The following is a 14,372-nucleotide window of genomic DNA, read 5'->3' as shown; positions in this document are numbered from 1 at the left end:
TCAATGAACAAAGGGCTGAAAGGCTTGATGGTGTCTGTGATGTTGGTTTTTAGCGTATTTAGTTACGCAGAGAGCCTACCAAATAAATTAGAGAATATTGATTTTAGGGTTAATAAGGATAAAGACGCCGTCATTATCATTGAGCTAGCGACCAGCACCGCTGTGGTGGATGTTCAACGTGCTCAGGAAGGGTTAAGTATCGAGTTGATCAATACTCAGGTTGATGATGACAAGCTTTACCTACTAGATGTAAAAGACTTCGCTACCTTGGTTGAAGGTATTGAAGTCTATAAAGAGACACCAAGCACTCGGCTTCTAGCGACGATTAGCAATGACTATCAGTATGAATACAATCTAAAGGGACGTTTTATTGAGGTGGTGATCAGCAAACCAGTTATCGATGAAGTGACCAAAGAAAAAAGCGTTCTAGAGAAAGAGGGCAAGCTGATATCGATTAACTTCCAAGACATCCCAGTACGAAATGTCCTGCAGCTGATTGCTGACTATAACGATTTTAACTTAGTCGTATCTGATTCGGTCGCCGGAAACCTCACTTTACGTTTAGATGGCGTACCTTGGCAGCAAGTTCTCGACATTATCTTGCAAGTTAAAGGATTGGATAAGCGCGTGGATGGCAATGTCATCTTGGTTGCGCCGAAAGCTGAGTTGGATCTTCGAGAGCAACAAGCGTTAGAAAAATCGCGTTTAGAAGAGGAGCTTGGGGAGCTTAAGTCGGAAATCATCAAGATTAACTTTGCTAAGGCCACCGATATTGCCGACATGATTGGCGGTGAAGGTGCGGTCAGCATGTTGTCTGATCGCGGTTCGATTACCATTGATGAGCGCACTAACTCTTTATTGATTCGTGAGTTGGAGGAGAACATTGCCGTGATACGAGGCATCATTGAATCGTTAGACATTCCCGTGAAACAGGTGCAGATAGAGGCACGTATTGTCACGGTTACTGAGGGTAATCTTGATGAGCTTGGCGTGCGCTGGGGCGTTTCCTCAACCAACGGAAGCTTCACCGTTGGTGGCTCAATCGAAGGTAACCACCCATCAGCGATTACGCCGTATGACGACGATAGCGGCAGCAGCGTGATTGATGACTATCTCAACGTCAATTTAGGGGCAACATCGCCGAACGCCTCGAGTATTGCGTTTCAGGTGGCCAAACTGGGTTCAGATACCTTACTCGATCTTGAACTGTCGGCACTGCAACAAGAGTCAAAAGCTGAAATCATTTCTAGTCCACGCTTAATCACCACCAATAAAAAGCCGGCTTATATTGAGCAAGGTACTGAAATTCCTTACTTAGAGTCATCTTCAAGTGGCGCTACGTCGGTTGCATTTAAGAAAGCCGTGTTGAGTCTTAAGGTGACACCGCAGATCACGCCCGATAATCGTTTGGTATTGGATTTGAGCGTGACTCAAGATAGGCCAGGGCAAGTGGTAAAAACTGGAACCGGTGAAGCGGTCGCCATTGATACGCAAAGAATAGGTACGCAAGTGCTTGTTAATAATGGTGAAACTGTCGTGCTTGGCGGGATATTTCAGCACAGCGTGAGCAGTACAGTGGATAAAGTTCCTCTGTTGGGGGACCTGCCAGTTTTGGGCGCATTGTTCCGTCGCAGCTATGAAAATGTGGGTAAAAGTGAACTACTTATTTTTGTCACACCCAAAGTTGTGATTCAGTAATGAACAATTAGATTAAAAATAAAGTTGCATTAGTGGCACCTAACCTTGATAATTTCGGGTCTTATCACGAATTATCTGTGAGGAATCGGTGCCACGGGCCTTTTAATTTCAGTACTTGTACTGACCTACCTTGTGGCGATGTCATTGAATTAACGTTGTAAATTACTGCTAAAAACATGGCTGAGAAACGCAATATTTTTCTTGTTGGCCCAATGGGCGCCGGCAAAAGTACAATTGGTAGACACCTAGCTTCCCAACTTCATATGGAGTTTCTAGACTCTGACACTGTGATCGAAGAGCGCACTGGCGCAGACATCGCATGGGTTTTTGATGTTGAGGGCGAAGAAGGTTTCCGTAAGCGCGAAGAATCTGTAATCAATGATCTGACAGAAGAACAAGGTATTGTTCTTGCGACAGGTGGTGGTTCAGTGTTGAGCAAAGAAAACCGTAACCGTCTATCTGCACGAGGCATTGTTGTATACCTAGAGACAACAATTGAAAAGCAACTTGCTCGCACTAACCGCGACAAGAAACGCCCTCTACTTCAAACAGACAACCCGCGTGATGTGCTAGAAGATCTAGCTGTATCTCGCAACGCACTATACGAAGAAGTGGCGGACTACACAGTTCGTACTGACGACCAAAGTGCAAAAGTGGTAGCCAACCAGATCGTAAAAATGCTAGAAGAACGTTAAGTTCATTTTTTCGGAGAGCAAACCCATGGAACGGATTACGGTCAATCTAGCTGAGCGTAGCTACCCTATCTCTATTGGCGCCGGGTTATTTGAAGACCCGGCGTACCTTTCTTTTTTATCAGGTAAGCAGAAAGTTGTTGTTATCAGTAATGTGACAGTAGCGCCTCTTTATGCTGATAAAATTTTATCGCTATTGGATCAAGTCGGCTGTCAGACATCTCTTCTCGAGCTGCCAGACGGTGAACAGTACAAAACCCTTGAAACGTTCAATTCAGTGATGAGCTACATGCTTGAAGGAAATTACAGCCGCGATGTGGTGGTGATTGCTTTAGGAGGTGGTGTTATCGGTGACTTGGTCGGTTTTGCTGCCTCTTGTTACCAGCGCGGTATTGATTTCATTCAAATCCCGACGACCCTTCTTTCTCAAGTGGACTCTTCTGTTGGTGGTAAAACCGCAGTAAACCATCCTCTTGGTAAGAATATGATCGGCGCTTTTTACCAACCGAAATCTGTGATCATCGATACCAACTGTTTATCAACGCTTCCAGAGCGTGAGTTTGCAGCGGGCATTGCTGAGGTGATCAAATACGGCATCATTTACGATGAAGCCTTCTTTGATTGGTTGGAGCAGAATCTAGAGAAACTTTATCAACTTGATGAAGAAGCACTGATTACCGCGATTGCTCGTTGTTGTGCAATTAAGGCTGAAGTGGTGGCTCTAGATGAAAAAGAGTCAGGAATCAGAGCGTTATTGAACCTAGGTCATACATTTGGTCATGCGATTGAAGCAGAACTAGGCTATGGTAATTGGCTACATGGTGAAGCTGTGTCGTCAGGCACTGTAATGGCAGCTAAAACAGCTCAATTACAGGGACTGATCTCTCAGCAGCAACTTGAGCGAATTATTTCTATACTCAAGAATGCGAAACTACCAATCCATACGCCAGAAAGCATGTCTTTTGAAGACTTTATGAAGCACATGATGCGCGATAAAAAAGTGCTGTCTGGTCAGTTGCGTTTGGTATTACCAACAAGTATTGGTACTGCTGAAGTGGTTGCTGATGTGCCTCAAGACATCATTAAACAAGCGATCGATTTCTGCCGTACTCTTTAAATTTGGTTGTGAGGTTGCCTAGCTAAACTCTAGGCAACTGAAGCGTTTTACTGATCGATCTTATCAGTAGGGATCCCCAATGAGTTTGGCTCATGAATTAAGAGTATTAGAGTTAGAATCTCAAGTTGAGCTGCTAGAGCGCTTACAGCTTTTGACTAACTTTGGTTCAAACCTTGTGACGGTGGCGGGCAAAGCTGGCTCTGGCCGATCTTGGTTGGCTCAGCGTTATCTTGAAGCATGGTCGACAGAAAAAAATCAGTGTTTACTGCTTTGTCATCCAAGCCAAGACGATCAACAACGCCGTGCGCTCATTCTTAGCCAAATTGTTTCTGATCCCCTGTTTAATCAACATGATTCTTTATCGGATAGCCTAACAAGGTTACTGGATGGAGAACCGTGTAATGTGGTTATCGTCGTTGATGATGCCCAACGACTTTCTGAGCTATTGGTATCCGAATTATGGATGTTGGTACTGGAAGCTCAATCAAACCCTCAATGGACGATCAATATCGTTCTCTTCTCGGAACCTGGCCACTTAGATACGTTATTAACGCGTTTGAGCTACGGTCAACAACACAAACCTATCGATCTTGAGATCGATGACCTTTCGCAACCAGAAGCTGAACATTTCTTTGAATCACTGGTGATTCGATATGTTGATGATGAGTCTGAAACTTGCGTGCGACGTGCGTTTAATAAAGCGCAACCTCTGCCCGGTGAGTTAATGGCTTTAGGAGAATTGAAAGTGGAAAAAAGGATTATTATTCGCTCAATTATTGGCTCGCCCATCAATATCGCGATTGTGGTGGCCTTGCTGTTGATTTTAATTGGTGGTGGTTATTGGTGGATGTTCAGTCAACCAACCCCTGACGATAAAGCGCAATCTCTTATCGCTCCGATTGAACAGACAGCTATCCCAACTTTTGAAGTGGAAAGTGGTACCGAGCAAGCTGGAATCGACGGAATGGACGATTCTGAAGCCGAAGCTGACATGAGTTATCAAGGTGCTGATGACGACAGCTCATCTTTGCCACCGACTGTCGTTGAAGATACCGCGAGTGTTGGAGAAGTCGAACAAGATCAGCAGCGTGTCGTAATCACCTCTGATGTGGTTGATGCCTTGCTTGATGATAAACCTGAAAGTGCCGATACCAGTGCGATTGATGCTGCTGTTGAAGAAAACACAGGTGCCGCGGTGAGTTCGCAATCAGATGCAGACAAAGTGGAGTCACAACCTTCAGCCGATGAAGCAACAGACCTAACACAGTCCACGCCACCGACTAAGAAAATTACATTCTCATTTTCTCGCGAAGAGTTACAAGCTATCTCTCCGCGAGCTTATACTTTGCAGTTGAGTGCGATGACCTCATTGGACGACGTACAGTCTTTCATTGAAGAGTATGACCTTGAGAACAAGGTTCGTATTTACCCAACACTTCGCAACGACACCAAGTGGTTTATTATCACTTATCAAGATTACCCAACGATTCAAGTGGCGAGAGACGCGGTAAGTGCGTTATCAAAACCCCTTCAACAGTTGGAACCTTGGGCAAAATCGATGAATCAAGTGCATCGAGAGATAGAACGTGCGAAATAACCCTGAGCTTAGCCTCAAAATATGTTACATTCCGCAGCCTTATTTTTGAGTTGATAGATAGAGCAGTAAATGAAAAAGCAGCGTGCCTTTCTAAAATGGGCTGGTGGTAAATATGGCCTAGTTGAAGACATCCAACGTCACCTGCCACCTGCTCGTAAATTGGTAGAACCGTTTGTCGGTGCCGGCTCAGTATTTCTGAATACTGACTTTGAACAGTACCTGCTTGCAGATATCAATCCCGATCTTATCAACCTGTACAACCTGCTTAAAACCGATCCTGAAACTTATATCACGGAAGCGAAGCGCTGGTTCTGTCCTGAGAACAACCGTAAAGAAGCCTTCTTAGATATTCGCGCTGAGTTCAATGGTACAGATAACGTCATGTATCGTTCATTGGCTTTCTTGTATATGAACCGATTTGGCTTCAATGGCCTATGTCGTTACAACAAGAAGGGCGGTTTTAACGTTCCATTTGGTTCTTATAAAAAACCTTACTTCCCAGAAGCTGAGCTGGAATTTTTTGCCGAGAAAGCGAAAAAAGCCACCTTCGTCTGTGAGGGATACCATGAAACCTTTAGCCGCGCGCGCAAAGGCTGTGTGGTTTACTGCGATCCTCCATACGCACCACTGTCGAACACGGCAAACTTTACCTCTTACGCAGGTAATGGCTTTAGCTTAGATGACCAAGCTGCACTGGCGGATGTTGCTGAAAAAGCAGCGATGGAACGAGGCATCCCTGTCTTGATCTCAAACCATGACACCACCTTAACGCGCCGTTTATACCATGGTGCAGAACTGAACGTGGTCAAGGTTAAGCGCACCATTAGCCGTAATGGCGCAGGGCGCAATAAAGTCGATGAGTTACTGGCACTTTTTCATAAAGAGAAAAACCAGCAACACGTTTCAGAAGAATTGTAGCGGCCAACATAACCCTCGAACTCATTAAATTGAGTGACCAACGGGTACTTTCATAAACTAATCTTTCGAACTGCTAGGATCTGCTTAGTTGCTTAGGTAGAATTGCACACCAAATAGTCTTGGAATTGAGTCTTGTATTTGTATATGAGATGTCACAAGGCGGTGATATTCGCAATTTACTCACTCTTAAGAGGTTTGGTATGAAAGATTTTCTAATCGCTCCATCGATTTTGTCTGCAGATTTTGCTCGTCTTGGTGAAGACGTAGAAAAAGTACTCGCAGCTGGTGCTGATGTTGTGCACTTCGATGTGATGGACAACCACTACGTACCTAACCTGACTTTTGGCGCGCCTATCTGTAAAGCGCTGCGCGACTACGGTATTACGGCTCCTATCGATGTTCACCTTATGGTTAAGCCAGTAGACAGCATCGTGCCTGAGTTTGCTAAAGCCGGCGCATCAATGATTACCTTCCACGTTGAAGCTTCAGAGCACATCGATCGCACTCTACAGCTAATCAAAGAGCACGGCTGTAAAGCGGGTGTGGTTCTTAACCCTGCAACGCCGCTTTCTTGCTTAGATTACATCCTAGACAAAGTAGACATGATTCTACTGATGTCTGTGAACCCAGGCTTCGGCGGTCAATCTTTCATTCCTCACACGCTAGATAAACTACGTGCTGTTCGTAAGCTGATTGATGAGTCAGGCCGTGACATTCGCCTTGAGATTGATGGCGGCGTGAAGGTTGATAACATCCGTGAAATCGCAGAAGCGGGCGCAGATATGTTCGTTGCGGGTTCAGCTATCTTCAATCAACCAGATTACAAAGAAGTGATTGATGAGATGCGTGCAGAGCTTGCAAAAGTAAACGCATAATCGTAAAACTACAGATAGATTGAATATTAAGGGGCTAATTTGCCCCTTTTTTACGTCTTATAGCTCAACTCATAAGACGAACATAATAAATAGGAAAGTAAGATGTCATTAAGCTCAATAAAACTGATCGCCTTTGATTTGGATGGAACCTTGTTAGACAGCGTGCCTGATTTGGCCGTTGCTGCTGACCAAGCTTGTCAGGAGTTGGGTTTCCCTTCAGTGAGCGAAGAACAAGTTCGCGACTACGTAGGTAATGGTGCTGATGTTCTTATCGGACGTTCACTCAGCCGTAACTTGACGGTTGACCCAAGCCTAGAGCCAGAGCTACTGAAAAAAGCACGCATCCTGTTTGATGATTTCTATGAGCAGGGCGGTCACAAGCTAAGTCACCTTTACCCATCGGTTAAAGAGACGCTGGCTGAGCTGGATAAAGCCGGCTTCACTATGGCGCTGGTTACCAACAAGCCATCGAAGTTTGTACCAGACGTACTGGCGCAACACGGTATTGATAAGTACTTTGTTGATGTGTTGGGTGGCGACTCTTTCCCAGAGAAAAAACCGAACCCAGTCGCTCTGAACTGGTTGCTAGAAAAGCACAATGTAAAAGCGGAAGAGATGTTGATGGTTGGCGATTCAAGCAACGACATTAAAGCGGCTAAGAATGCAGGTTGTCACTCGTTTGGTCTGACTTACGGTTATAACCACGGCGAGCCGATTTCAGCATCAAACCCTGACTATGTCGCGGATAACGTCGCGCAATTACTAGATGTCGTTCTAGTTTCAGCATAAAGCGGACAAAAGTTAGCTAACCTACTAGCAAAATACTTATCAATGAGTACACTGGATGAGCCGTACAGAAGAGCTGTGCGGCTTTTCTATATTTAAGTTAAGAAGCTAAGCGTTCAATAAACTTAGCGAATAAGCAAAGGAATTAAAACCATGAGCAAGCCCATCGTATTGAGTGGTGTTCAACCATCTGGTGAACTAAGTATCGGTAACTACTTGGGTGCTCTACGTCAATGGCAACAGATGCAAGATGATTACGATTGCCAATACTGTGTTGTAGACCTTCACGCAATTACGGTTCGCCAAGATCCGAAAGCACTGCATGAAGCGACTCTAGACGCACTAGCAATCTGTCTTGCTGTCGGTGTTGATCCAAAGAAGAGCACGCTATTTGTTCAGTCACACGTACCAGAGCATGCTCAACTTGGTTGGCTTCTTAACTGTTACACACAAATGGGTGAACTGAGCCGTATGACTCAGTTTAAAGATAAGTCTGCACGTCACTCAAACGACGTAAACGTAGGCCTCTACGACTACCCAGTGTTGATGGCTGCAGACATCCTGCTTTACGGTGCTCATCAAGTGCCTGTAGGTAGCGACCAGAAACAACACTTAGAGTTAGCGCGTGATATCGCAACTCGCTTCAACAACATCTACGGTCCTGAAACGCCAATCTTCCAAGTACCAGAACCTTACATTCCAACAGTGAATGCACGTGTAATGAGCCTGCAAGATGCGACGAAGAAGATGTCTAAGTCAGACGACAACCGTAAGAACGTGATTACTTTGCTAGAAGAACCTAAGTCGATCATCAAGAAGATCAACAAAGCGCAAACCGATGCAGAAACACCACCACGCATTGCTCACGATTGGGAAAACAAAGCGGGTATCTCTAACCTAATGGGTCTGTACTCTGCAGCGACAGGTAAAACGTTCGAAGAGATCGAAGCGCAGTACCAAGGCGTTGAAATGTACGGTCCGTTCAAGAAAGACGTAGGCGCAGCATTGGTTGAGATGCTTGAGCCGATTCAAGCTGAATATCACCGTATCCGTGCTGACCGTGCCTACATGGACGCAGTAATGAAAGCCGGTGCTGAAAAAGCCTCTGAACGTGCTGCAGTGACACTGAAAAAAGCATACGAAGCAGTAGGTTTTGTTACTCGCCCATAGGGTGAACTAACACAACTCGCTTGAGAATTTGAGCCCAAAGTAGCTGTTGTTTACTTTGGGCTTTTTCATGCCCATTCCATTTGCCTTCCTCGAAACCCCCTTGTTTGAATTGATAATTTACCCAGTATTTAGCTAGCATATCCATCGCTGTAATGCTGTGCAGATGATCTTATTTGGTACCCTCAAGCTTTATAAAATTACACTCGTTTCTATATATGTTGGAAATATATAACGTGCCAAACAATTGATGATTCCAAAGTGATAAGTTCCTCATTTTCTTGCCAACTGACTTATTCCTTTCATAAATAAACCTGATAGTTACCACAAAATACATGACTGCCCATAGATGGCAGTGACTATAACTCGATGAACTCAGGTGAAACGGATGGCTCTTTTACACAAACCTTCATTGCTAGCAGTGGCAATTGGTAGCTTGTTAACTACAAGCGCACACGCTGATTTGTTTATTTCACAATATGTGGAAGGCGGCAGCTATAACAAAGCGGTTGAGATTGCCAATAGTGGCGATAGCAGCATTAGTTTAGATGGTTACTCATTGGCGAAATCTGCCAATGGCAACGGATCATGGGGTGCCACTTTACCTTTAGATGGACACGTTTTAGCACCCGGTGAAGTACTCGTGGTCGCACATTCTAGTGCGAGTGATGAGATTAAAGCTCAAGCTGACATCATTAATGCCTCTATCGCCAATCATAATGGTGACGACCCGCTGGCTATCTTGAATTCAGACGGCTCGGTACATGATGTTGTTGGTTTGATGGGCGATGTGGACTGGGGCAAAGATGTTACTTTGGTTCGTGCGACACAAACACCTTCTGCGACGTTTGATGCTTCACAATGGGTATCGCTACCAAAAGACAGTATTGAAGGGCTAGGTTCACTAGACAGCGTTGAGCTGCCAGAAGCCTTTACTTGTACAGAAGATGGCTCAGACCCGGTATTTACCACCATTCAAGAGATCCAAGGCGAAGGTGCAACATCACCGTTCATCGATGGCTACCCGTACATCACCGACGATGAATACTTCGTAAAAGGTGTAGTTAGCGCAGTGACTACTGGCCTAACCAAAGGCTTCTACCTGCAAGCACTTGAGGATGACTTCAATTCAAGTACCTCTGAAGGTCTATTTATTCACACTAACCAGTCAAGCTCAGATTTAGTTGCGGGTGATGTGGTGTGTGTGAAAGGTAAGGTTCAAGAATACTACAGCCACACTCAGCTTAAAGTTGAAAACAACCAATGGCTAAAGCAGGGCGAACAGCAATCCCCTGAAGCGACGGCGATTGAAGTGCTAGACAGTGACGAGAACTTCGCTGCAACGCTTGAACGCTACGAAGGCATGTTGGTGAAAACAACCGAAGCGCTTGATATGCGTGTGACGCGTACCTTTGGTTATGACTACGCAGGTCGTCGTAACAACATGGTACTGGCGCATGAGCGTATTAACATGCAGCCGAACCAGCTTTTCGCCGCGGGATCTGACGAAGCGAAGCAGCAAACTGAAGACAACGCAGACCGCCGTCTTTTCGTTGAAACCGATCAAAAAGCGGCTGATGGACAAGTCCCTTTCTACCCAGATTTTGGCCGCACTGATATCGACCAAGATGGTTCAACAGAAGATTACATCCGCATTGATGACACCATTGTTGGCCTAGAAGGCGTGCTGACTTACAGCTACGGTGAGTACCGTTTAATTGCGACTAACCAGATCTCGGCTGAAAACTATGTGCGTAACGATCCGCGTACCGACAAACCAGACATGGATGAAGGCGACCTACGTATTGCGACCTTCAACGTATTGAACTACTTCAACTCTCCATTTGGTGGCGACGCGAATCAGCACGGCAATAACCGTGGCGCGAACACCATCACTGAGTTTGAGATGCAGCAAGAGAAGATTGTGAACGCGATCCTTCGTCTAGACGCTGACATCATTGGTTTGATGGAAATTGAGAACAACGGCTTTGGTGAAGGTTCTGCCATTCAACAGCTTGTGAATCAGTTGAATGATCGCATTGAGCGTAAGAAAGACCGTTATACGTTTGTCGCAGTTGATTCAAATGAAGATGGTGTAACCGACGAGATGGACTCGATTGGTACTGACGTAATCACAACGGGTGTCATCTATCGCAAGAAGGTAGTGAAGCTTAAAGACAGCCGCGTTATCGCGATGCCAAGCCAGCAAGCACCAGAGGTGTTAGACGATTCAGGTAAGGTGATTGAAGATGGTAAGAACTACCAGCGTGACTCGTTAGCGCCAACCTTCAAGGTTAAAGGCACCAAAGAGAAACTCACCGTAGCGATCAACCACTTTAAATCGAAAGGCTCTAAGTGTTGGGAAGATGCTGCTCCGATTGAGCAGGGCGGCCAAGGCGGCGTTGATGCCGATAAGCAAGGTTCATGTGAGAACTTCCGTGTTGCTGCGGCGGTGGCACTGGGCGAAGCACTCGATGGCATTGAAGGTCATAAAGTGATTCTGGGTGATATGAATTCGTATGGCATGGAAGATCCAATGTTGGTGCTAACGGATTACTCTGAAGAGAAATACGGAAAGCAAATTAAAGCGGCGCGTAACACTTACATTGATGGTGTTGAACAGTTTGGTGATAGCGGTGCGGTGATTACTAAGAACTACGGTTACATTAATGCTGTAGCTCAAAAGCACCCAGACAGCTGGAGCTACTCATACAATGACGAAGTGGGCGCACTGGATCACCTGTTGATCAGCGACAGCCTGAAAGACATGGTGGTGGATGCAACGGACTGGCACATTAATGGTGGTGAATCGACGTTGTTTGACTACAACGAAGAGTACAAAGGCGATCTGCCTAAGTACCAAGATCACTTCCGTTCATCGGATCATGATCCTGCGGTTCTTGAGTTAAGAGTCGGCGGTTCATTCGGCTTGGGTGCATTGATGTCATTGTTTGGCCTGGCAATGTGGCGTCGTCGCAAGTAGCTAAACTGTAAGTAGATTGGCTTGCCATACAAGCAAGCCAATTCAGATAACTTAACGCTATCTGTAAACAATTAAGGTCAACCTAGGTTGGCCTTAATTATTGGCGAAATGCAGTTTCCACTTGCCTTTCGCTATGGGTATTGCACAATACCGCCCCTATATCTCCCAATCCTTTAGTATTTAGCAAACGATTTCGACTCATGTTACTTATCATCGATAACTACGACTCCTTTACTTATAACTTGTATCAGTATTTCTGTGAGTTAGGGGTAACTGTAAAAGTTGTACGCAACGATGAGATTGATATTGCGGGCATCGAAGCACTGAATCCTAGTCACCTTGTTATCTCGCCGGGTCCTTGTACACCGGATGATGCGGGAATCTCTCTGCAAGTTATAGAACACTTCGTTGGCAAGCTGCCGATCTTAGGTGTGTGTCTTGGTCATCAAGCCATTGCTCAAGTCTTTGGTGGTGAAGTGGTGAGAGCCAGACAAGTGATGCACGGTAAAACCTCGCCTATTCATCATAACGGGAAGAGTGTTTTTCAAGGTCTCAATAACCCTCTGACTGTGACTCGTTACCACTCTTTAGTGGTGAAAAACGGCACATTACCAGACTGTTTTGAGCTGACGTCTTGGACGGAATTTGAAGATGGTAGCATGGATGAGATCATGGGTTATCAACACAAAACCTTGCCGATTGATGCGGTGCAATTTCACCCTGAGTCGATTAAAACAGAGCAAGGACACCAGCTTCTCGCTAACTTCTTAGCGCGTTGAGTGTTTAAATTTGACTCTTTCTCCGCCTAAATAAGCCAGTTAAACCTGTTAGTCCATTCGTTAAGCGTTTAAATTCGGGCGCTACGCGTCTCTTACTCCTCTGACGCTGATCACTTTTTATAACATTTCTCCCTCTTAAGGCTAAGTTTTTAGCCTATGCAAAATTATTCGCCTTATTTCGTCTCGAACCCAATATACCGCAATGCCAGTAAGGCTTTGCCGTTGCAGGTTACACGTTTAGGTAAAAAAAGCTTCATAAAACAGATTAATTGATGCATAAATAGTCATAGGTAGTGACGTTTAGCTGGTTGTAAGGGATGGCTAAAGAATAATCTACTATTGAAAAGGTTAATTAAATGTAAATATAATGCTGCAGCGGGATTATGGCGAGACAAAATATCTTTGTCTCACTTATGAACCATTACGCTTATTTGCGAAGCTTGCGGTATCGAGAAGGAATGTACGATGACAGTGGAAAATAAAGTAGAACGTAGTCTGTTTAATGAGGTGATGGTGCCTTGTTATAACCCAATGGAAATGATCCCAGTAAAAGGGGAAGGCGCACGCGTTTGGGACCAACAAGGCCGAGAGTATATCGACTTTGCTGGTGGTATCGCTGTGAGCTGTTTGGGTCACTGTCACCCAGCAATGGTTAATGCTGTTACCGAGCAAGCAAACAAGATTTGGCACCTAAGTAATGTAATGACTAACGAACCTGCACTGCGTCTAGCGAAGAAGCTAACTGACGTATGTTTTGCAGAAAAAGTATTCTTTGCGAACTCTGGTGCAGAAGCGAACGAAGCAGCACTTAAGCTAGCTCGTCGTTGGGCTGCGGATGTTCACGGTCCTGAGAAATCTGAAATCATTGCATTCAAACAAGGTTTCCACGGTCGTACTTTCTTTACTGTAACCGTTGGTGGTCAAGAAGCTTACTCAGATGGCTTCGGTCCAAAACCTGGCGATGTAACTCACCTACCTTACAACGATATTGCCGCTCTAGAAGCGCATATCTCTGATCGCACTTGTGCCATCATGATGGAACCTCTGCAAGGCGAGGGCGGTATCATCTCTCCAACGGCTGAGTTCGTGAATACGGTTCGTGAACTGTGTGACAAGCACAATGCATTGTTGATTTTTGATGAAGTACAAACAGGTAATGGTCGTACTGGTAACTTCTATGCTTACCAAGGTCTGGGCGTGACGCCAGACATTCTAAGCACAGCGAAGTCTCTAGGTGGCGGTTTCCCTATCGGCGCAATGCTGACGACGTCTGAACTGGCTACACACCTTAAGGTTGGTACGCACGGTTCTACATACGGTGGTAACCCACTGGCGTGTGCGGTAGCTGAAGCAGTGGTTGACGTAGTTAGCCAACCTGAGACTCTAGAAGGCGTAAAAGAGCGTGAAGCGCTATTCCGTGATGGTCTAACTAAGATTAACGACAAATACCAAATTTTCAGTGAGATTCGTGGTAAAGGCCTATTGTTAGGTGCTGCACTGAATGACGAATGGCAAGGGCGTGCGCGTGACGTATTAGTAGCAGCAGGCGAGCAAGGCCTAATGGTACTGGTTGCGGGTGCAAACGTGGTTCGTTTTACGCCATCACTGGTTATCACTAAACAAGAAATTGAAGAAGGTTTATCAAAACTAGACAAAGCAATCGCTACGCTAGTTTAGCCTGAGCGGCGTCATAGGAATGATCGCCATTAGAGCGATCCCATGACGTTTTGCTAAAGGCCCAAGCTTCTGGTTTTGGGCCT

The 14,372-nt window shown here is 45.4% G+C and carries 11 protein-coding genes; all 11 read left to right on the top strand.

The window, feature by feature from the left end:
- Positions 1 to 3 precede the first annotated feature (3 nt).
- The 11 genes from AB6E51_RS10730 (at position 4) to AB6E51_RS10680 (ending at position 14,289) form a co-directional block, all read left to right on the top strand.
- A complete protein-coding gene (locus AB6E51_RS10730; RefSeq protein WP_372057611.1) occupies positions 4 to 1,698 on the top strand; it encodes a type IV pilus secretin PilQ in 1,695 nt (564 codons plus the stop codon).
- A gap of 176 nt (positions 1,699 to 1,874) precedes the next feature.
- The gene (aroK, locus tag AB6E51_RS10725; protein WP_017061125.1) at positions 1,875 to 2,393 is read left to right on the top strand and encodes a shikimate kinase AroK; all 519 of its coding nucleotides are present in this window, start codon (positions 1,875 to 1,877) and stop codon (positions 2,391 to 2,393) included.
- A gap of 25 nt (positions 2,394 to 2,418) precedes the next feature.
- A complete protein-coding gene (gene aroB, locus AB6E51_RS10720) occupies positions 2,419 to 3,507 on the top strand; it encodes a 3-dehydroquinate synthase (protein WP_017061124.1) in 1,089 nt (362 codons plus the stop codon).
- A gap of 79 nt (positions 3,508 to 3,586) precedes the next feature.
- The gene (locus AB6E51_RS10715; protein WP_017068836.1) at positions 3,587 to 5,104 is read left to right on the top strand and encodes an AAA family ATPase; all 1,518 of its coding nucleotides are present in this window, start codon (positions 3,587 to 3,589) and stop codon (positions 5,102 to 5,104) included.
- Between the two features lie 69 nt (positions 5,105 to 5,173).
- Positions 5,174 to 6,022 (top strand): Dam family site-specific DNA-(adenine-N6)-methyltransferase, encoded by an 849-nt coding sequence (locus AB6E51_RS10710; protein WP_372057603.1) that lies wholly within the window; start codon positions 5,174 to 5,176, stop codon positions 6,020 to 6,022.
- Positions 6,023 to 6,222: 200 nt separating this feature from the next.
- Positions 6,223 to 6,897: a ribulose-phosphate 3-epimerase gene (gene rpe / locus AB6E51_RS10705; protein ID WP_010435263.1), complete on the top strand. Its 675-nt coding sequence runs from the start codon at positions 6,223 to 6,225 to the stop codon at positions 6,895 to 6,897.
- A 102-nt stretch (positions 6,898 to 6,999) separates the two neighbouring features.
- Entirely contained in the window at positions 7,000 to 7,686 is a 687-nt protein-coding gene (locus AB6E51_RS10700; RefSeq protein WP_017061120.1) for a phosphoglycolate phosphatase, read from the top strand.
- A gap of 150 nt (positions 7,687 to 7,836) precedes the next feature.
- Positions 7,837 to 8,853, top strand: coding sequence for a tryptophan--tRNA ligase (trpS, locus tag AB6E51_RS10695; RefSeq protein ID WP_016796005.1), 1,017 nt, complete (start codon positions 7,837 to 7,839; stop codon positions 8,851 to 8,853).
- A gap of 385 nt (positions 8,854 to 9,238) precedes the next feature.
- Positions 9,239 to 11,833 carry an ExeM/NucH family extracellular endonuclease gene (locus AB6E51_RS10690; protein ID WP_372057604.1) on the top strand — a complete coding sequence of 865 codons (2,595 nt, stop codon included), beginning with the start codon at positions 9,239 to 9,241 and terminating at the stop codon, positions 11,831 to 11,833.
- A 200-nt stretch (positions 11,834 to 12,033) separates the two neighbouring features.
- Positions 12,034 to 12,612 (top strand): aminodeoxychorismate/anthranilate synthase component II, encoded by a 579-nt coding sequence (locus tag AB6E51_RS10685; protein WP_372057605.1) that lies wholly within the window; start codon positions 12,034 to 12,036, stop codon positions 12,610 to 12,612.
- A gap of 465 nt (positions 12,613 to 13,077) precedes the next feature.
- On the top strand, positions 13,078 to 14,289 hold the full coding sequence (locus AB6E51_RS10680; protein WP_017066202.1) for an aspartate aminotransferase family protein: 1,212 nt from the start codon (positions 13,078 to 13,080) through the stop codon (positions 14,287 to 14,289).
- Positions 14,290 to 14,372 lie beyond the last annotated feature (83 nt).

This window comes from Vibrio sp. 10N.247.311.47, from assembly GCF_041467535.1.
GTDB classification, from domain to species: domain Bacteria; phylum Pseudomonadota; class Gammaproteobacteria; order Enterobacterales; family Vibrionaceae; genus Vibrio; species Vibrio crassostreae_C.
This window is presented reverse-complemented; position numbering and strand designations above follow the sequence as displayed.

Coding starts and splice junctions, on each gene's coding strand:
- AB6E51_RS10730 (WP_372057611.1), top strand. CDS start 4: ATGAACAAAGGGCTGAAAGGCTTGATGGTGTCTGTGATGTTGGTTTTT.
- AB6E51_RS10700 (WP_017061120.1), top strand. CDS start 7,000: ATGTCATTAAGCTCAATAAAACTGATCGCCTTTGATTTGGATGGAACC.
- AB6E51_RS10685 (WP_372057605.1), top strand. CDS start 12,034: ATGTTACTTATCATCGATAACTACGACTCCTTTACTTATAACTTGTAT.
- AB6E51_RS10710 (WP_372057603.1), top strand. CDS start 5,174: ATGAAAAAGCAGCGTGCCTTTCTAAAATGGGCTGGTGGTAAATATGGC.
- aroB (WP_017061124.1), top strand. CDS start 2,419: ATGGAACGGATTACGGTCAATCTAGCTGAGCGTAGCTACCCTATCTCT.
- rpe (WP_010435263.1), top strand. CDS start 6,223: ATGAAAGATTTTCTAATCGCTCCATCGATTTTGTCTGCAGATTTTGCT.
- AB6E51_RS10690 (WP_372057604.1), top strand. CDS start 9,239: ATGGCTCTTTTACACAAACCTTCATTGCTAGCAGTGGCAATTGGTAGC.
- AB6E51_RS10715 (WP_017068836.1), top strand. CDS start 3,587: ATGAGTTTGGCTCATGAATTAAGAGTATTAGAGTTAGAATCTCAAGTT.
- AB6E51_RS10680 (WP_017066202.1), top strand. CDS start 13,078: ATGACAGTGGAAAATAAAGTAGAACGTAGTCTGTTTAATGAGGTGATG.
- aroK (WP_017061125.1), top strand. CDS start 1,875: ATGGCTGAGAAACGCAATATTTTTCTTGTTGGCCCAATGGGCGCCGGC.
- trpS (WP_016796005.1), top strand. CDS start 7,837: ATGAGCAAGCCCATCGTATTGAGTGGTGTTCAACCATCTGGTGAACTA.